The 18,372-nt window shown below is 64.6% G+C and carries 17 protein-coding genes and 2 pseudogenes; 10 read left to right on the top strand and 9 right to left on the bottom strand.

Annotated elements, in window-relative coordinates:
- Window positions 1-2 precede the first annotated feature (2 nt).
- Window positions 3-1,199, top strand: coding sequence for an acetate/propionate family kinase (locus tag IVA98_RS21445; protein WP_247300878.1), 1,197 nt, complete (start codon window positions 3-5; stop codon window positions 1,197-1,199).
- Between the two features lie 270 nt (window positions 1,200-1,469).
- Here the strand turns inward: IVA98_RS21445 and IVA98_RS21440 are convergent, their stop codons facing one another.
- A complete protein-coding gene (locus IVA98_RS21440) occupies window positions 1,470-2,309 on the bottom strand; it encodes an RMD1 family protein (RefSeq protein WP_247300879.1) in 840 nt (279 codons plus the stop codon).
- A gap of 323 nt (window positions 2,310-2,632) precedes the next feature.
- On the opposite strand from IVA98_RS21440, the gene IVA98_RS21435 reads away from it, so the two are divergent.
- Together IVA98_RS21435 and IVA98_RS21430 are read left to right on the top strand one after the other, a co-directional pair.
- On the top strand, window positions 2,633-3,208 hold the full coding sequence (locus IVA98_RS21435) for a glycosyltransferase family protein (protein WP_247300880.1): 576 nt from the start codon (window positions 2,633-2,635) through the stop codon (window positions 3,206-3,208).
- 62 nt (window positions 3,209-3,270) lie between these two features.
- Window positions 3,271-4,200: a bifunctional helix-turn-helix transcriptional regulator/GNAT family N-acetyltransferase gene (locus IVA98_RS21430; RefSeq protein WP_247300881.1), complete on the top strand. Its 930-nt coding sequence runs from the start codon at window positions 3,271-3,273 to the stop codon at window positions 4,198-4,200.
- Between the two features lie 186 nt (window positions 4,201-4,386).
- Here the strand turns inward: IVA98_RS21430 and moaB are convergent, their stop codons facing one another.
- Both moaB and ypfJ read right to left on the bottom strand, forming a co-directional pair.
- A complete protein-coding gene (gene moaB / locus IVA98_RS21425) occupies window positions 4,387-4,950 on the bottom strand; it encodes a molybdenum cofactor biosynthesis protein B (RefSeq protein ID WP_247300882.1) in 564 nt (187 codons plus the stop codon).
- Between the two features lie 107 nt (window positions 4,951-5,057).
- Window positions 5,058-5,996, bottom strand: coding sequence for a KPN_02809 family neutral zinc metallopeptidase (gene ypfJ / locus IVA98_RS21420; RefSeq protein WP_247279644.1), 939 nt, complete (start codon window positions 5,994-5,996; stop codon window positions 5,058-5,060).
- Between the two features lie 419 nt (window positions 5,997-6,415).
- Here ypfJ and IVA98_RS21415 point away from each other — a divergent pair, with 419 nt between their 5' ends.
- The 3 genes from IVA98_RS21415 to IVA98_RS21405 all read left to right on the top strand — a co-directional run bounded on the left by IVA98_RS21415 (window position 6,416) and on the right by IVA98_RS21405 (window position 8,874).
- Window positions 6,416-7,546, top strand: a complete 1,131-nt coding sequence (locus tag IVA98_RS21415) for a site-specific DNA-methyltransferase (protein WP_276576803.1) — start codon at window positions 6,416-6,418, stop codon at window positions 7,544-7,546.
- 379 nt (window positions 7,547-7,925) lie between these two features.
- Entirely contained in the window at window positions 7,926-8,063 is a 138-nt protein-coding gene (locus IVA98_RS21410) for a hypothetical protein (RefSeq protein WP_247300884.1), read from the top strand.
- A 130-nt stretch (window positions 8,064-8,193) separates the two neighbouring features.
- Window positions 8,194-8,874 carry a glutathione S-transferase family protein gene (locus IVA98_RS21405; protein WP_247300885.1) on the top strand — a complete coding sequence of 227 codons (681 nt, stop codon included), beginning with the start codon at window positions 8,194-8,196 and terminating at the stop codon, window positions 8,872-8,874.
- Window positions 8,875-8,926: 52 nt separating this feature from the next.
- Here IVA98_RS21405 and IVA98_RS21400 read toward each other — a convergent pair.
- The 3 genes and pseudogenes from IVA98_RS21400 to IVA98_RS21390 form a co-directional block, all read right to left on the bottom strand.
- A pseudogene (locus IVA98_RS21400) lies at window positions 8,927-10,935 on the bottom strand (methyl-accepting chemotaxis protein).
- A gap of 276 nt (window positions 10,936-11,211) precedes the next feature.
- Entirely contained in the window at window positions 11,212-11,346 is a 135-nt protein-coding gene (locus tag IVA98_RS21395) for a YjiS-like domain-containing protein (RefSeq protein WP_247355494.1), read from the bottom strand.
- 86 nt (window positions 11,347-11,432) lie between these two features.
- Entirely contained in the window at window positions 11,433-11,876 is a 444-nt protein-coding gene (locus IVA98_RS21390) for a nuclear transport factor 2 family protein (protein ID WP_247300887.1), read from the bottom strand.
- A 91-nt stretch (window positions 11,877-11,967) separates the two neighbouring features.
- Here IVA98_RS21390 and IVA98_RS21385 point away from each other — a divergent pair, with 91 nt between their 5' ends.
- A complete protein-coding gene (locus tag IVA98_RS21385; RefSeq protein WP_247300888.1) occupies window positions 11,968-12,891 on the top strand; it encodes a LysR family transcriptional regulator in 924 nt (307 codons plus the stop codon).
- A gap of 89 nt (window positions 12,892-12,980) precedes the next feature.
- Here IVA98_RS21385 and IVA98_RS21380 read toward each other — a convergent pair whose 3' ends face one another.
- Window positions 12,981-13,601: a glutathione S-transferase family protein gene (locus IVA98_RS21380; RefSeq protein ID WP_247300889.1), complete on the bottom strand. Its 621-nt coding sequence runs from the start codon at window positions 13,599-13,601 to the stop codon at window positions 12,981-12,983.
- Between the two features lie 128 nt (window positions 13,602-13,729).
- Here IVA98_RS21380 and IVA98_RS21375 point away from each other — a divergent pair.
- Window positions 13,730-15,009 (top strand): annotated as a pseudogene (locus IVA98_RS21375) (FAD-dependent oxidoreductase).
- A 263-nt stretch (window positions 15,010-15,272) separates the two neighbouring features.
- Here IVA98_RS21375 and IVA98_RS21370 read toward each other — a convergent pair.
- Together IVA98_RS21370 and mutY are read right to left on the bottom strand one after the other, a co-directional pair.
- Window positions 15,273-15,692, bottom strand: a complete 420-nt coding sequence (locus tag IVA98_RS21370) for a PaaI family thioesterase (protein ID WP_247300891.1) — start codon at window positions 15,690-15,692, stop codon at window positions 15,273-15,275.
- Window positions 15,693-15,759: 67 nt separating this feature from the next.
- Window positions 15,760-16,860, bottom strand: coding sequence for an A/G-specific adenine glycosylase (gene mutY, locus IVA98_RS21365; RefSeq protein WP_247300976.1), 1,101 nt, complete (start codon window positions 16,858-16,860; stop codon window positions 15,760-15,762).
- A gap of 161 nt (window positions 16,861-17,021) precedes the next feature.
- On the opposite strand from mutY, the gene IVA98_RS21360 reads away from it, so the two are divergent.
- The gene (locus tag IVA98_RS21360; protein WP_247300892.1) at window positions 17,022-17,513 is read left to right on the top strand and encodes a DUF721 domain-containing protein; all 492 of its coding nucleotides are present in this window, start codon (window positions 17,022-17,024) and stop codon (window positions 17,511-17,513) included.
- A 138-nt stretch (window positions 17,514-17,651) separates the two neighbouring features.
- Window positions 17,652-18,308 (top strand): DsbA family protein, encoded by a 657-nt coding sequence (locus tag IVA98_RS21355; RefSeq protein WP_247300893.1) that lies wholly within the window; start codon window positions 17,652-17,654, stop codon window positions 18,306-18,308.
- Window positions 18,309-18,372 lie beyond the last annotated feature (64 nt).

The following is an 18,372-nucleotide window of genomic DNA, read 5'->3' as shown; positions in this document are numbered from 1 at the left end:
CCATGTCGGACACTGTCCTTGTGCTCAACTCCGGATCGTCGAGCATCAAGTTCGGGCTGTTCGAGCTGCCGGCGTCCGGCCCCGCCCTGCTCTGCAACGGCTTGCTCGACGAGTACGAGGCAACGCCCCGCCTCGTGCTGAAGCGCCCGGCGGGCGAGAAGCTGTTCGAGACGCGAAGGGACGCGTCGGATACGGACAGCGGTCATCTGTTCGCCGACGTGCTGACCTTCGTAGACCAGCATTTCCGCGAGCATCGCCTGCGCGCCATCGGCCACCGCATCGTCCACGGCGGGCCGGACTACTCCGGCCCCGTCGCGCTAACGGACGACGTCTATGCCAAGCTGGAGGCGCTGACCCCGCTGGCCCCGCTGCACCAGCCGCGTTGCCTGGAGCCGATCCGCATCATCCAGGCGACCCGCCCCGCTCTGACGCAGATCGCCTGTTTCGACACCGCCTTCCACCACAGCCTGTCGCCGCCCGCGCGCCGCTTCGCCATTCCGAGGCGCTATGAGGAGCGCGGCGTGCGGCGCTATGGCTTTCACGGCCTCTCCTTCGAATATGTCGCGGGGCGCCTCGCGGCAATCGCGCCGCAGCTCGCCGCAAAGCGCACCGTCATCGCCCATCTCGGCAATGGCGCGAGCCTGTGCGCGCTGCACGATGGCCGCAGTATCGACACCACGATGGGGCTGACGCCGCTCGACGGCCTCGTGATGGGAACGCGCTGCGGCACGATCGATCCCGGCGTGCTGCTCTATCTGCAACAGCACGAGAACATGCCGGTCGACGACCTCCAAGATTTGCTCTATCACGAGTCAGGCCTGCTCGGCGTCTCCGGCATCTCCGCGGACATGCGCACGCTGCTGGCGAGCAGCGAGGCCGCAGCGCGGGAGGCGGTCGATCTCTTCGTACTCCGCGCGACGCAGCAGATCGTCATGCTGGCGACTACGCTTGGAGGGTTGGACTGCCTGATCTTCACGGGCGGCATAGGCGAGCATGCGAAGGAAATCCGGTTCGCAATTAGTGAACGCCTCGCCTGGCTCGGCATGCGGATCGATGCCGCTGCAAATGATGCCGCGCGCGAGCGCATCAGCCGGGGCGATAGCGCTATTGAGGTGTTCATCATTCCAACGAATGAGGAACTAACGATCGCGCGGCACTGCGCGACGGTGCTGCAGATAATAGAGGGCGCATCGGATTAGCCTTTGATGGCCGTCAATCCGTCATTGATGGCCGTCAATCCGTCATTGCGAGCGAAGCGAAGCAATCCAGACTGGCTCTTCGGCGGGACACTGGATTGTTTCGCTTCGCTCGCAATGACGAAGAATGCGGTAAAGCAGCGCATCACAACGCACCGGCGAGCGTGGGGAGAACCTCTCACCCAAGTGAGTTTGCAAGTGAGCTTGTGCCGACCAGCGGCGCTGCCCACAAGGAGAGAGGGCGCAGCAGTCACGCGCATCTCGCTCTCCTTTCTAATGCGTCCCCGACCAGATCTGGAAGCACCCGATCGCGACCTCGATCACGATCAGCACCACCACCGCGATCTCGAGGCGGAGCGAGCGCTGGGTGTCGATGATGTCGGTCAGCGCGTTGGCGGTCTCCGACACCGCCGTGAGCTTGCGCTCGAGCGTGTCGAGGCGCTCCTTCAGCTCATACTCGTCCTCGAGACGGGCGTAGAGCCGGTCGAGCTCGGGCTTCTCCCAGAGCACGTCGGGTTTTTCCGCGACGGCAACACGGCCCGCGACACGCTGCTGGACGAGAAGCGCGTTGCCGATCAGCCGTAATATACCTTTGCGCCGGCGCGGTGTACGGCCGCGCTCGGCGAGCTCCCGCGCAAACGGCTCGATCACGTCGAAGACCGCGGCGACGCGCCGCTCGTCGCGGGCCAGCGACGTGCTCTTGGCGAGCGCATCCGCGATCAGGAGCAGCCGGTCGTCGGAGAATTTGGCGAGGCAGATCGGCCCGCCGGGCTGGATCGCCTCGGCATTCTCGTCCTTGCAGAGCTGCGCCTGCGCGGTCTCTTCCTCATACGGACTGAACTCGCCGATCACCCGCGGCTTCAGGCTGTCGATCAGCACCTTCTCCTCGGAGGGCAGAAGTCCGATCAGCACCACGACGCCATAGCGGAAGATCACGACAAGCCCGGCATGGACGCGAAAGGCGGCCGGCGTCGAGGACACCAGCGTGCCGATCTCGAGGCCGGAGGCATTGATGCGGTCGCCCAGCATCAGGGCGCGAACCCGCAGGGTCGGCGCGGCGTCCTGCTTCGGCGTTGCTGCCGTCGCGTTGACAGCGAGTTGATCGGCGTTCATGCGAAGCCTCCGTCACCACCCAATCGGCACCCAAGTCGCACATCTTTCCCGTTCGGCGGCTGGTTGCAGCCGATCCTCAACTGGACGATTGCGAACTGCCCTGCGCCGCGCAATATCGCTCCGGGTTGATACGGTCCGGATGAGCTTGTGCCGAAACATTCAACAATAATACCATCGCGCACGCGACACATTTGGGCGATGGCGGGTTTACCAATTGCATGCCGAAACCCCGCCGAAAAGTTGCACTCGGCAACGCCACGTGTTTATGACAACATCATGAACAGCTACGCTTCTTCCGAAGTGCAGATATTGAAGCTTCAATCATGCTGAGCGTCATCATCCCGACCGAAGGCGTCGAGCAGACGGCAGTCGCAACGCTGGCCGCGCTCGTCCCCGGCGCCGCGGCCGGCGTCATCCGGGAAGTGCTCCTGGTCGATGGCACCGGCAACGGTGTCATCGAGCGCGTCGCCGATGTCGCAGGTTGCCGCTTCATCGGCTTCGAGGGATCTTCGCAAGGCGCCGCGCGCGCCGCCGGCGCCCTCCAGGCCCGGTCGCCATGGCTGATGTTCCTCCCCGCTGGCGCGGTGCTGGAAACCGGCTGGATCGAGGAGACCACCCAGTTCATCCAGGCCGTCTCGAGCAGCGGCCGCGATCGCGCGGCGGTGTTTCGCTATGCGCGCTCGCCCTACGCCAACACCGGGCTCCGCGACATTTTCCACGCCGCGGCGCGCAAGCTCGTGGGGCCGCTCGGCGATCAGGGGCTTTTAATCGCACGTGATCACTACGACCGGATCGGCGGCTACTCGCCGCAGGCCCGCCGTTCCGAGGCCCGGCTGCTCCGGCGGCTCGGCCGCTCGTCCCGGACCATGCTGCGCAGCCGGATCGTCATGGTCGGCTGAAGCCGCCCGATACTTGTCAAAGTCAAATAATTGTTTGACAATGGCAAGTATCGAGGTGACCCATGTCAATTGCCGCTACCGACGACCACATTGCAGCGGTCCGCGCCTTCAACCGCTTCTATACCCGCAAGCTTGGTGTGCTCGACCAGCACCTTGGAAAAAGCCCATTTTCGCTCAGCGAGGCCCGGGTACTCTATGAGCTCGCGCATCGCGACGACCTGGCGGCCAAAGAGATCGGAAACGAGCTTGGTCTCGACCCCGGCTATCTCAGCCGCATCATACAAAGCTTCGATGAAAAGGGGCTGATCACGCGAAGGCCCCTGCCCGCAGATCGCAGGCAATACCAGCTCAGCCTCACCGCCAAGGGCCGCCAGGCCTTCGCCAAGCTGAACCTGAGCTCGCAAAATGAGGTCGCCGCAATGCTGGCTCAGCTTTCCGCCAGCGATGCAACGCGTCTCACGCAGGCCATGGCGACCATTGAGGCCGTGCTGGAGCAACGTCGAAGCCAGCCCGCGCCTTTCATGCTGCGCAGCCATCGCGTCGGTGACATGGGCTGGGTCATCTCCCGACAGGCCGCCGCCTATGCCGCGGACTATAATTGGGACATCAGCTACGAGGCGCTGGTCGCCGAGATCTGCGCAGAGTTCATCAAGAACTACGACGCCGCGCGCGAGCACTGCTGGATCGCGGAAGTCGGCGGCGAGCCGGTCGGCTCGATCTTTCTGGTCAAGGCCACGGACGAGATCGCCAAGCTGCGCCTGTTGCAGGTGGAGAAGAAGGCGCGAGGGCTCGGCGTCGGCCGCGCGCTGGTCGAACAATGCATCCAAGGCGCACGCGAGAGGGGCTATAGCAAGATGACACTGTGGACGCAGAGCATCCTCGTGGCCGCGCGGAGCATCTATCAAAGTGCAGGCTTCAAGCTCGTGAAGGAAGAGAAGCACCACAGCTTCGGTGCCGATCTGGTCGGCGAGACGTGGGAGCTGGATCTATAACGCTCTTGCAGCAAGCGAGGTGCGCATAAATGTGCCCTCGCCACTTGCGGGAGAGGGCATGTCAACTGTCAGACACGGGCTCGCTTGGGTGAGCGGTATCTCCCTGGGCAGCCGTGCGGAAAGATACCCCTCATCCGGCGCTTCGCGCCACCTTCTCCCACAAGGGGAGAAGGGAAGAAAGTATGGCTACACCGTCGCGCCTTGCGCTTTCGGCCGGCGCAAGTGCTCGTCCAACCGCGGCATGATCTCGACAAAATTGCAGGGCCGCGTGCGGTAGTCGAGCTGGGCGGCAAGGATGCCGTCCCAGCCGTCGCGGCAGGCGCCAGGGGAGCCGGGCAGGCAGAAGATGTAGGTCGCCCCCGCAACGCCCGCAGTGGCGCGGCTCTGGATCGTCGACGCGCCGATCTTGGCATGGCTCAGCATGTGGAATGCGATGGAGAAACCGTCCATGCGCTTCTCGAACAACGGCTCGATCGCCTCCGGCGTGACGTCGCGCCCGGTGAAGCCGGTGCCGCCGGTGGTGATGACGACGTCTATGCCGGCATCCGCAATCCAGCGGCGGATCACGGCGCGGATCGCCTCGATGTCGTCGGTGACGATCTCGCGCGCGGCGAGCTGATGGCCGGCGGCGGTGAGACGGTCGGCCAGCGTCTGCCCCGACTTGTCGTCGGCGAGGGCGCGCGTGTCGGACACGGTGAGCACCGCGATGTTGAGCGGGATGAACTGCTTTGTCTCGTCGATTGAGGCCATTCTTCACTCTCGCTCGTCGTTCCGGGGCTCGCGGAGCGAGAACCCGGAACCTCGCGCCGCAACTTCTGGATTCCGGGTTCGCGCTACGCGCGCCCCGGAATGACGGCTTACAACGCGCCGGCACCGAACGTGTTGCAGGCCTGCACCGTGCCCTGCTGGTAGCCGGTCATGAACCACTGCTTGCGTTGGGCCGCCGAGCCGTGGGTGAAGGAATCTGGCACGACGCGGCCCGTCGCCTGGCGCTGGAGCGTATCGTCGCCGATCGCGCTCGCCGTGGTCAGCGCGGCGTCGATGTCGCCGGGCTCGAGGAAGTTCGGACGCTTCTTGGCCTCGCGGTTGACCCAGACGCCGGACAGGCAGTCGGCCTGCAATTCCACCTTCACCTGAAGCGCGTTCGCCTCGGCCTTGCTGCCAGCCTGTTGCTGCAGCCGCGTCACGCGCGGAATGATGCCGAGCAGGTTCTGGATGTGATGGCCGGCCTCGTGCGCAATGATGTAGGCGGTCGTGAAGTTACAGGCGGACTTGCCGGAGCAGCCGCGGAAGCGCGTCTCGACCTCGCGGAAGAAGCCGGTGTCGAGGAAGATGGTGCGATCCGGCGGGCAATAGAACGGCCCCATCGCCGATTGCGCCATGCCGCAGCGGCCGCCATTGGTGGCATTGCGGAACAGCACGATCTTCGGGCCGGTGTAGGACTGGCCGGAGGCCTGGAAGATCTCGCTCCACCGATCGTCGATCTCGCCGAGGATGCCGGAGATCATGCTGCCCATCTCGTCGGTCGGCGCGCCGCGCTTGCCGGAGGACGCCTGGCGGTCGGTCTGGTAGGTCGGTGCATGGCCGCCGCCGGTGAGGATCTCGGCGCCGCCGATCAGGATGCGCGGGTCGATGCCGAAGGCATAGCCGACCAAGCCGAGGATGATGATGGTGCCGATACCAAGCCCGCCGCCGCCCATCGGCAGCCCGAACCCGCCTCCTCCGCCGCCAAAGCCACCACCCTCGTCGCGACGATCCTCGATGTCGTCGCTTCGGCGGAAGTCGTCGTAACGCATGGCGGCTTTTCCCCCTGGGGGTCCCTGATTCGAATTCGGCGGCGCGGATGACTGCTGAAGCTCAACGCGCCACACACGTAAAATTTCCGTTGCTTTTATCAATATCGTGGCCGGCAAAAATTGCCTAGTGCGACACCATGCCGATGCCAGCAAATTTTTCCGAGGCTCGAGCAACTTTTTCCGAGAGAAATTTGGAGCCTTCCTGGAGCCTCGACTGCTTCCGCGACGCGAAGAAGCACGAATTGCACTATAAAACAGGGGGAATGCGCGCGACGTCCCGCACGCAATTCGCGATGCGGAGGCTGCTCACGAAAGCGGCGGGTTAAGTCGATTTTTACTTTGCCGCTTCAATGTAACGGTCAGTCGGTTGTTTGGTCCCGCGTCGCCGACAGCGTCGCCTGAGTCAGAGTTCTTGAGTCATGGTAGAGTCGCGTCGCGGGGCGTCTGCAAGGGCGCCCCGCACAAATTTTGAGTCCCCTTCGCATCGTATCATTCTCGGTGATTGCGTCGCCGAGATGTCGAAGCTTCAGGCCGGTTCGGTCGACCTCGTGTTTGCCGATCCGCCCTACAATCTTCAACTCAAGGGCGATCTCAAGCGCCCTGACGAATCCCATGTCGATGCCGTCGACGACGACTGGGACAAGTTCGATTCGTTCTCCGCCTATGACGATTTCACCCGCGCCTGGCTGCTTGCCGCCCGCCGCGCGATGAAGCCGTCGGCGACGATCTGGGTGATCGGCTCCTACCACAACATCTTCCGTGTCGGCGCCATCATGCAGGATCTCGGCTTCTGGCTCCTCAACGACATCGTCTGGCGCAAGACCAACCCGATGCCGAATTTCCGCGGCCGCCGTTTCACCAACGCGCACGAGACCATGATCTGGGCCGCGCGCGACGAGAAGGCCAAGGGCTACACGTTCAACTACGAGGCCCTGAAAGCCGCGAACGAGGACGTGCAGGCGCGTTCCGACTGGCTGATTCCGCTCTGCACCGGCGAGGAGCGCCTCAAGGGCGCCGACGGCAAGAAAGTTCATCCGACGCAGAAGCCGGAAGGCCTGCTCGCGCGTGTGCTGCTGTCCTCCTCCAGGCCCGGCGATCTCGTGATCGATCCCTTCAACGGCACCGGCACCACCGGCGCGGTCGCAAAACGTCTCGGCCGCTCCTATATCGGGTTCGAACGCGACAAGACCTATGCGAAGGCGGCCGAAGCCCGCATCGCGGCCGTCGAGCCGCTGCCGGAAGAGAGCCTGGCCCCGTTCATGACCGCGCGCGAAGCGCCGCGGGTGGCGTTCTCCGAGCTGATCGAGCGCGGCATGATCATGCCCGGCACGAAGCTGTTCGACGCCAAGAAGAAGCTCGGCGCTCTCGTGCGTGCCGACGGCGCCATCATGTTAGGGGACAAGGTCGGCTCGATCCACCGCATCGGCGCCGTGGCGCAAGGCTCGGCCGCGTGCAACGGCTGGACTTACTGGCACGTCGAGACCAAGAAGGGCCTCAAGCTGATCGACGAGCTCCGCGCCGAGATCCGCGCCGGCATGGCGGCGGAGTAGTTTCCCCTCTCGATGGTCATTCCGGAGCGCGCCTCTTGGCGCGAACCCGGAATCCATTGGCCCCCGTGCCCCCGTTGACGATGGATTCCCGGCCCGCGCTTCGCGCGCCCCGGAACGACGAGCGTAGTTGAACGCGCCCGCCGTCAGGACTAGGATCAGCACATCGCACCCCGTCCTGGTCCGGATCCCATGCGACGACAGTCCGAGACATTGCTGCTGGTGCCGCTGCTGCCGATCTTCCTGCTCGGCATGTTTCCGATGTTCCTGATCGCGCTCTTGGGATTTTTTGGCCTCGCCCTGTTCGGAGTGCTCGTGGTCTGCGTCGGGCTTGCCAGCAGCAACGAGGCCCACGACAACTTCAACCACGATATCATCGTGCATGGCTACGCGCGCGGATCGGAGCGCAAGGCGCGGGGCCTCCGACATGCATCTCGCGACCAAGCTCGGGCTGCGCCTGGAAGCGGTCGGCGCGGCGATGGTCATTACGGCGGCGATCGGTCTTTGTTACGCCGGCTGATCTGCGCCGCGCGCAGATACCGCCCGGCAAACTCGCCGGTTGCGCATCCGCATGGTTCGGGTCAGACAAAGCGGCCTCGCGGCAATGATGCAGCGCCGCTCTCGGCAACGAACCCCTGGGGAGATGATCGATGCTCAAATTCTATTTCAACGGGTCGCCGAACCCGACCAAGGTCGCGCTTTATCTCGAAGAGTCCGGCCTGCCCTTCGAGCCGGTTGCGATCGACACCCGCAAAGGCGAGCAATTCACGCCGGAATTTCTCAAGATCAATCCGAACGGCAAGGTGCCGGCGATCGATGACAATGGCACCATCGTGTTCGATTCGAATGCCATCCTGCTCTATCTCGCCGAGAAGACCGGCAAATTCCTGCCCGCCAATCGCGCCGAACTCCTGTCCTGGCTGATGTTCGTGGCGACCGGTGTCGGCCCCTATTCGGGCCAGGCCGTGCACTTCAAGCATTTTGCGCCGAAGGACCAGAACCACGACTACGCCCACAACCGCTACCAGTACGAGACCGATCGCCACTACAAGATTCTCGACGGTCACCTCAAAGGCCGCCGCTACATGGTCGGCGACGACTATTCGATCGTCGACATGGCGCTTTGGGGCTGGGCCCGAATGGTGCCGTTCAAGCTCGGCGACGACGCGTTTGCGCGATACCCGAACGTGAAACGCCTCGTGGACGAGATCTCGGCGCGCCCCGCGGCTGCGCGTGCCATCGCGTTGAAGGACAAGTTCACCTTCAAGGCCGAGATGGACGACGAGGCCCGCGCCAACATGTTCAAGCACATGACGGCGAAAGTGGCCTGATCGCGCCGCGCCGGTCCACGAGGCCACGCACATGCGCGTGGCCTTTTGCGACTCAGGCGGCGTGGACCGAGTTCAGGAACCTGGCGACCTCGACCTTCAAGCGGTTGCTGTCCGCCGACAGCGAGCGCGCCGCCGAGAGCACCTGCGATGAGGCCGAGCCGGTCTCGGACGCCCCGCGCTGCACGTCACCGATATTGATCGAGACGCGCTGGGTCCCGTGCGCGGCCTGCTGCACGTTGCGGGAGATTTCCTGCGTGGCGGCGCCCTGCTCTTCCACGGCGGCGGCGACCGCCGAGGAAATCTCCGACAGCCGCTCGATGGTGCCGCTGATCTCCCTGATGGCGCCGACCGATTGCTCGGTGGCGCCTTGGATGTTGGCAATCTGCTGGCCGATCTCGCCGGTCGCCCTCGCCGTCTGCTCCGCGAGCGCCTTGACCTCGGAGGCGACGACGGCAAAGCCGCGGCCGGCCTCGCCCGCGCGCGCCGCCTCTATGGTGGCGTTGAGTGCGAGGAGATTGGTTTGCCCGGCGATCGTGCTGATCAGCTCGACGACATCGCCGATCCGGGCGGCCGCCTTGGAGAGCTCGCCGACACGGTCATTGGTCCTGCTCGCCTGACCCACGGCCTCGCCCGCGATGCGGGCGGATTCCTGCACCTGGCGTGCGATCTCGCTGACCGACGAGGACAGCTCCTCGGTGGCGGAGGCGACCGCCTGCACGTTGGCGGTGGCTTCCTGCGATGCGGATGCCACTTCAGTCGACAGATCCTGGGCGCGCGAGGCGGTCGTGGTCAGCGTGCCGGCGGACGCTTCCAGCTCGTTCGACGCCGATGACACGGTGTTGACGATCTCGCCGACGGCCGCTCGAACTGGTCGGCAAGCCTGACCATATCTCTCTTGCGGTTTTCGGCCTGACGCGCCTCGAGTTCGACCTGCTCGGTGCGCATGCGCTCGGTGTCGATCATGTTGTCCTTGAATACCTGGATCGCTTTGGCCATGTCGCCGATCTCGTCCGCCTTGCCGCTCCCGGGAATGTCGACATCGAGATTGCCGCCGGCCAGCCGGCCCATCGCGCGCGTCATCGAGGTCAGGGGCCCGACGATGCTGCGGGCGATCAGGAAGGCGACGATGCCGCCGAACAGGATGGCGAGGCCGCCGGCGATCTCCTGAATGGCCGTCGTGCCGGCGATCACAGCTTCGGCATGGTTACGCGATTCCTGATAGTCTTTCTTCAGCGTCGCTTCCGCGGCCTTGAGCCTGGCGATACTGTCGACGATGAGGGGCGCGAGACTCTTGTGATAGATCTCGTCGGCCTGAAGCATCGCGGCCGATGTCGTCTCGAACGCGGATTTGTAGATTCCGAGCGAGGTCTTCACCGGCGCAAGCGTGGCGCGCAAGTCCGTCGCCTGTGGACTTTTCTCGATCGCGGCGAGCCGTTGCGCTGCCCTGTCCACGCTCGCCCTGAAATTCGCCGGCCCCTGCGCGTCACGCACTGCCAGAAAACGCCAGTTTGCGACCCGGACAAGGAGGATTCTGGATTCGAGGTCGGCGACCAGGGCTGCGGTGTCCTCGTCGGCCGAGGCGCGCGCCGCATCGACCAGCTTGCCCATTTTGACGGCCAGTTCCTCCCCGCTCGGCAGCAGCGTCGCCTTGCCCGTTCTTGCCTCGTTGACGGCGTCTCCGAGATTGTCACGCAGCCGTCGCATTTTGGCGATGTCGTCGATGAGGCCGTTGTAGAGCGCTCGCCGCTCCTCCGAGCGCGTTCCTTTCGCCCCGACCTGCAACAGCTCGGTCGCCGCGGTCTCCCGCTCTTGCGCCTCTTTCATCGCCGGCTCGTTGGCGTCGTAGACGTAACGCAGATTGGCGCGCTGAATCGCCTGAAGATGGGCCGATATCTCCAGCACCCGCGCCGTGCTGTCCGAGAGCGCGGATTGTCTTGCGACCTGATCCTGCACCGCCCGCAAATTCCAGACGGCGACCACCGTCATCACCAGACCGACCGCCACAAGGGCCATGAAGCCTGCGTACAGGCGTCCCCTGATCCGCAAACGAAACTTCGGCATTCCCACTGTCCACCCAGATGCATTTCACTTCGAGCGGCCGAACAATTCCGGCGATCGTCACGGGCCACCCCGGCAGCCGCGCGTCGCGTCTTTGCGACTCACGCTGCACCGCGACACAATGGGGGACACTCGTTAATTGAACCTTCCAATTTTTCACGCAGCGCCGCGGCAACGCCGACGAAACCTGCTGATTTTGTCGGCAGTTGCGCAAGGTTCTGGCGTGCGTCCCGCACCGACTTGCAGATCGCTGCATGGGATGCCCTGGACCCGCTCTCTCTATTTCCGCCGGACAGCCTTCTTCAGCTCGTAGGCGATCTCTGCCCGGGTTATCCCACAGTCCTGAAGCTCCCGTTCGGTCATGGCGGCGAGCTGACACCGTGCCTGAGACCGCTCGCGCCTGAGGCGGGCCATTTCGACCAGCGTCTGCCAGGTCTGCACGATCGTTATCGGCTCTGGCGGACGAGATCGGCCGGCGGAGGTGACGCGGCTCGATCCATTCAGCTCGCTGCCCTCCTGCCCGCTTGCGGAAAAGGACCGAGCGCCTTCTCGGTCAGGACCGAGTCGCAATATTCCCGGATCTCCTTGATCTTGCCGTTCTCCAGGCGAAACACGAGACAATAATCGTTGTCGTAACGGACGCCTTCGGGCGTGACGTTGTCGCCCTTGGCTTCCACCACGACGATATCGCCATCGGCAATGAAGCGGTGGGCGACCGTGCGCGTGCGGTCACGCAGGCGGGTGCGGACATAGCCGTGCAGATCGTTGAGGATCGCCTCCTTGCCCGCGAAGGTGCGCGACCAGGAATATTGCCCGGTCACGACCCATTTGGCGTCGTCGGCAAGGCTCGCGGCGAACAGCACGCGGTCGCGCGCAGCGGGATCAGGGTTTGCGGCGGCGGCAAAGATATCCTGCATCAGTTTCTTGTTGGCGCTCGCGCTCATGGCGGCATCTCCTTGTGGTGACATCGGGAAGATCATCGCCGTCCGAACACAATTCTTCAAATCGATAGCTAATATGATATCTATTCACCTCATGAATTTGAATTCGCTTGATCTCAACCTCCTGACCGCTCTCGATGCATTGCTGCGCGAGGCCAATGTCAGCCGCGCCGCACTTCGGATCGGCCTGTCGCAACCGGCGGCGAGCCATGCGCTCCAGCGCCTGCGTGACATCTTTGGCGATCCGCTTTTGGTGCGTACCGGCGCGCGCATGGAGCTGACGCCACGGGCCGAGGCGCTCCGCGCACCGCTGGCCCACGCGCTCGACCAGGTGCGTGGGTTGTTCGTGCCTGAGGACTTCGACGCGGCGCGTAGCGAACGGCAATTTCGCCTGATGATGCCGGACTTGGCGGTCGAGCTGTTGATGCCGCCGTTGATGGAGAAGGTGACACGCCTTGCGCCCAACGTCCGCATCGAAATCGTGCCATGGCGGGGACCTGCGATCTTCCACGCCGAGTTCGCCCGCACCATCGATCTCGTGATCTCGATCGGCAACGCCTTCAAGGGATTTCACCGCCAGCTGCTTTACACCGACAGCGATGCGCTGGCGGTGCGGCGCGGCCATCCCATGGGGGCGAAGCTGAAGCGCCGCGAGGCGTTCCTAGCTGCGCGTCATGTCGGCGTGATCATCCGCGGCCAGAGCGAGGATCTGATCGATACCTGGCTGCGCAGCAAAGGCATCGAGCGGGACGTCTCGCTGGTCGTGCCTGGATACCTCGAAGCCCTGCACGTCGCCGCCCGCACCGACCTCGTCGCCTTCGTGCCGCGCCGGTTGATCGCGGCGCTGTCGAGCCAGCTCGGCCTCGTCACGGTGACGCCGCCGCTCGACCCCGGCATCGACGAGCAGTTCATGTTCTATCCGACCCGCGCGCAGATGGATCCGGGATCGGTCTGGCTGCGGCGGCTGATGCTGGACACGGGACGGGAGCTGGAGAAAGCCAAGCGCAAGCTCCCGTAGGGGTCGGCAAAGCGAAGGTGCCCACCGTCTCGCGGCTTGGAAATGGCTGGGCACGGCACTTCGCGCCTTTGCCCACCCAACAAGGCCGCTTACGCCTTCTGCGCCTCCATCACCTTGCGCACGGCAGGGCGGTCGGACATGCGCTTGAAGTGATCCGCGATCTTCGGCGTCGCGTTGATGTCGACGCTGTCGCCTTCGAGCCAGGTCGAGAGGGTGTAGAGATAGGGATCGCAGATCGTGTACTGCTCGCCCATCACCCACGGACCCCGAAACATCTTCTGCTCGATCAGTGAGAAGGAGGCACCCATGGTCTTCGGGACCATCGCCTTCATGTCGGCGAACGAGCTCTCCTGCGTCGCCCAGCGCGGGCCGCGCATCTTGTGGGCATGGTTGATGTGTACGGTCGAGCAGAGATAGGAGTTGAACGACTGCACCTGGGCGAAGTCGAATGGATCGTCGAGCGGCGCGAGCTTCGCCTTGGGGAAGGTCTGCGCGATGTAGGCCAGCATCGCCGGCGTCTCGGTCAGGACGCCGCGATCAGTCAGAAGCGCCGGCACGCGGCCCTTCGGATTGATCGCGAGATAGTCCGGGCTGTTCTGCTGGTTATCCTTGAAGCTCAGCCGTTCGGCCGTGTAGTCGGCACCAGCCTCCTCCAGGGTGATGTAGGTGGCGAGCGCGCAGGTGCCGGTGGCGTAGTAGAGCTTGAGCATGTCGGACCTCATGGGAAAGCTGGAAACTAACGGCTGCCGGCCCCCACGTCCATAGCACGATACCCTCTTCGCAGTTGCCCACCGCCGCCCGCCTGTGCCAAGACGCCGGCAACAGGAGGGGGTTTGTCATGACGGTACTCATCGCCGGTGGCGGCATCGGCGGGCTGACGCTCGCGCTCAGCCTGCACGGAATCGGCGTTCCGTAAAAGTGTTCGAGAGCGTCGCGGAATTGAAGCCGCTCGGCGTCGGCATCAACGTGCTGCCGCATGCGGTGCGCGAGCTGATCGAGCTCGGACTGATGGAAAAGCTCGACGCCAGCGGCGTGCGCACCCGCGAGCTCGCCTATTTCTCCAAGCATGGTAAGCCGATCTGGAGCGAGCCGCGCGGGCTGGAGGCCGGCTACAAATGGCCGCAATTCTCGATCCATCGCGGTACGCTCCAGCAGCTCCTGCTCGACACTGCGGTCGAGCGGCTCGGCCGCGAGAACATTCTCACCAGCCATCATCTGACCGGCTGGACCGAGACGGCGGGTGGCGTGCGCGCCGACTTCATCGACAGGGCGACCGGCAAAGCCGCAGGCAGCTACGACGGCGCGATCCTAATCGCCGCCGATGGCATCCATTCCGCCGCGCGCGAAAAGCTCTATCCGAACGAAGGCCCGCCGATCTGGAACGGCCGCATCCTCTGGCGGGGCGTCACGCCGGCGAAGGCCTTCCTCACCGGCCGCACCATGATCATGGCCGGCCACGAGATCCTGAAATTCGTCTGCTACCCGATCTCGAAAGAGCCGGATGCGGCGGGCAATCACCTCATCAACTGGGTCGCCGAGCGCCACATGCCGCCGACCTATCAATGGCGCCGCGAGGACTATAACCGCACGGCGCGGCTGGAGGAGTTTCTGCCCTGGTTCGAGAGCTGGCGGTTCGACTGGCTCGACGTGCCCGGCCTGATCAAGAACTGCCCGCACGCCTACGAATATCCGCTGGTCGACCGTGATCCGGTGTCGCAATGGTCGTTCGGCCCTGTCACGCTGATGGGCGATGCCGCACATCCCATGTATCCGATCGGATCGAATGGCGCCTCGCAGGCGATCCTCGATGCCCGCGTCATCACCCGTGAAGTCCTGGCGCATGGACCGACGCAGGCAGCGCTGCTCGCCTATGAGGCCGAGCGCAGGCCCGCGACCACCGACCTCGTCCTGCTCAACCGCAAGAACGGCCCCGAGCAGGTGATGCAGTTGGTCGAGGAGCGCGCGCCCGAGGGCTTTGAGGTCGTCACCGACGTGCTGTCGCAACAGGAGCTGGAAGACATCGCCGCCAACTACAAGCGGGTCGCGGGTTTCCAGGTCGAGGCGTTGAATGCCAAGCCGGCGATCGTGAGCAAAGACGCGAAGCGGATCGGAGCGTGACGCTCTCGCTCGAGGCGAGACGCATGTTACTGTGCCCTCGCCCCTTGTGGGAGAGGGCAGTTCCGCTGGTAGACACGGTCTCACTTGGGTGAGGGGTCTGTCTCGGCGCACTCATCTCGCTGTTAGAGCTCGCGGATAGAACCCCTCATCCGGCGCCAAAGCCGAAGCTTCGCTTCGGCGTCTTTTAAGCACGGCCGCCGGAGGCGGCCTATGCCACCTTCTCCCACAAGGGGAGAAGGGAAGTGGAGCGCGTGGCTACCGCCTTACCGCACCACCCTCGCCGCCTCCAGCAGCCGCTCGGTCGCACTTGCCGCCGCCAGCACCGTGCCGTCCTCGGCCATCAGCTTGCCTTCGACGAAGGCGATGGTCTTACCGAGCTGCGTCACCCGGGCCTCGCCGAGGATCGGGCCGGGCTTTGCCGGCGACAGAAAATTCACGGTCATGCTGATGGTGGTGGTGTAGAGCCGGCCCTCGCTCATCACCAGCACGGCGGGGCCCATCGTGTCGTCGAGCATGGCCGAGAGCATGCCGCCCTGAATGAAACCTGCTGGATTGCAGAACTCCGGCTTGCCCTCGAAACCGAGCTTGATCCAGCCCTCCTGCGGGCGGGCATCGAGCAGGCGCCAGCCCAATAGCTCGGCGCAGGGCGGCTTTCGAAAGTTATCGAGCGCAGTCTTGACCATGCGAACCTCCGTTGCCGAACGGGGATAACGCAGGCCTGCTGCCAGCATGATGTCAGCAGACTGGGCGCTAGAGATCCAATCCATGCGCGATGACCTTGCGCATGACGTTGGGCAGCGCTTCGCCGGTAAGCGTGGCGATCGGCACCCACCGCATGCCCTCGGGCGCGCGCGTGCGGGCTTCCACCTCCGCCGTGTAGACCACCAGCTCCAGCGGAAAATGCGTGAAGACGTGGGTGACGACGCCCATCTTGCGCTGCCAGCGCGTCAGCCCTTTCAGCTCCGGCGCCTGCTGCTTCGCGGTTGTATCGTCCTGGCCGGCGAGCCAATCCGAGCACGGCACCTCGGTCATGCCGCCGAGCAGGCCCTTTTCCCGTCGGCTGCGGACGAGCAGTTCATCGCCGCGGGTGACGACGAAGGCGGCACCGCGCCGCAACGTTCCGCTCTTCTTCGGCGCCTTGCGCGGAAATGTTTCCTGCGTCCCCAGCGCACGTGCGACGCAATCCTCGTTGAGCGGACACAGCGAGCAGGCCGGCTTCTTCGGCGTGCAGATCGAGGCACCGAGGTCCATCAGCGCCTGTGCGCTGTCGCCGGCGCGAGCGTCTGCGAGCAGCGTCGTTGCCAGTTGCTGGATCAGCGGCTTGGCCTGCGGCAGCTCCTGCTCGACGGCGAACAGGCGCGAGACCACGCGCTCGATATTGCCGTCGACCGGCATGGTGCGGCGGTCGAATGCGATCGCCGCAATCGCAGCTGCTGTGTACGGGCCGATTCCTGGCAGCGCACGCAGGCCCTCCTCGGTGTCGGGAAAGACGCCGCCATGCTCGCGCGTGACCGCGACCGCGCAGGCGTGGAGGTTGCGCGCGCGCGAATAGTAACCGAGCCCGGCCCACATCCGCAGCACGTCGTCGAGCGAAGCCCGGCCGAGCGCCGTGACGTCCGGCCAGCGCGTCACGAATTTCTCGAAATAGGGCCCGACTGCCTTCACCGTGGTCTGCTGGAGCATGATCTCCGACAGCCAGACGCGGTAAGGGTCTGATGCCTCGCCGGGCGCCGCGCGCCAAGGCAGACGGCGGCGGTGGCGGTCATACCAATGAAGGAGCGCCAGAGGACGAGCCAGATGTTCCGGTTGGATTGGTTCCGATTTCGTCTTGCGGGCCGATTTGGAGGGCATGCTCGCACTGTAACGATGTGGGGCCGGTCTCTCCATGTCCCGCCCGCGCTTGCCGCGGGCATCCACGTCTTTCTTCGCGGCAAGGCGTGGCTGGCCGGAAGAAAGCCCGGCCATGACGGTAGCAGTTCCTGGCGCGTCGGGCACAGTGCTATAAGGTCGCCATGTCCAAATTCCCGCCCAAACCCGGCCCTATCAGCGCAAAGCCGCTTTCGCTCCTGCTGAACGACGTCTTCGCCGAGGCGTATGCCAAGCAGGGCTTTGCGGCGCGCGAGCTGGTGACGCGGTGGGCGCAGATTGCGGGGCCGGAGATCGCGGCCCACGCCGAGCCGCTGAAGATGCAATGGCCGAGGCCGGTGGAGGGCCAGCCGCAGGAGCCGGCGACGCTGGTGCTGCGGGTCGAGGGGCCGATGGCGCTGGAGATCCAGCACTCCGCCGACGTGATCCTGGAACGGGTCAACCGCTTCTTCGGCTGGAGCGCGGTCGGCAAGCTGGCCTTCCGTCAGGCCCCGCTGTCGCGTACCCGGCGGCCGGCTCGGCCGGGCCCGCCCGATCCCAAATCGGTGGCCAAGGTGGCGGAGAGCTTGGGCGACATCGAAGATGAACAGCTCAAGACGGCGCTGGCGCGGCTCGGAGCCGCCATCAAGCGAAATTGAGCCTCATTCCCTAGCTAATCTGGACCTCGACTTGTCGCTCGCCATTGCCTCAATCGACGTTTCAAGCTAGCGACAGGCCGCCCGGGCGGGAACTCGATAGAATCCTCGGGCGACACTTTGCCAATCCGGGAGCCGACCGTGATCATCACCCGCCGCGCCTTCACAACGATGCTGTCGCTGACCGGGCTTGCCGCGCTCGCCGGGTTCTCGCCGCTGCGGTTGATGTCCGAGGCCATGGCCCAGTCCGCCGCTGATGTGGCGAAGCCCGTGTCGCTTCCCGACATGGCGCTCGGCCCGAACGATGCCGCCGTCACCATCATCGAATACGCCTCGATGACCTGCCCGCATTGCGCGGCCTTCAACGAGCAGGTGTTCCCCAAGATCAAGAAGGAATACATCGACACCGGCAAGGTGCGTTACATCTTCCGCGAGTTCCCACTCGACATCAAAGCCGCCGCAGGCTCGATGCTGTCGCGCTGCATCGCCAATGGCGACGCACCGAAATATTTTGCGGTCACCGACATGCTGTTCCGCCAGCAGAACGACTGGGTGGTGAAGAACACCACCGAGACCCTGACACGGATCGGCAAGCAGGCCGGTCTCACCCAGCAGCAGGTCGAGGCCTGCCTGAAGGACCAGGCGCTGCTCGACAAGATCGCCGCCGACCAGAAATACGCCAGCGACGTTCTGAAGGTGGATTCGACGCCGACGTTCTTCATCAACGGCGAGAAGATCAAGGGCGAGGCCTCGTTCGAGGAGTTCGCCAAGAAGATCAATGCGCTGCTGAAGAGCTGATTCGCACGCCACAATTCTGATTCGCGCATCTAAAGCCGTATCATTCCTGGCGTAAATCCCTTGG

It is taken from the genome of Bradyrhizobium sp. 160 (assembly GCF_023073735.1).
In the GTDB taxonomy this organism is placed as follows: domain Bacteria; phylum Pseudomonadota; class Alphaproteobacteria; order Rhizobiales; family Xanthobacteraceae; genus Bradyrhizobium.
Note: the sequence above shows the minus strand (reverse complement) of the source record. Positions and strands in the feature narration are given on the sequence as shown.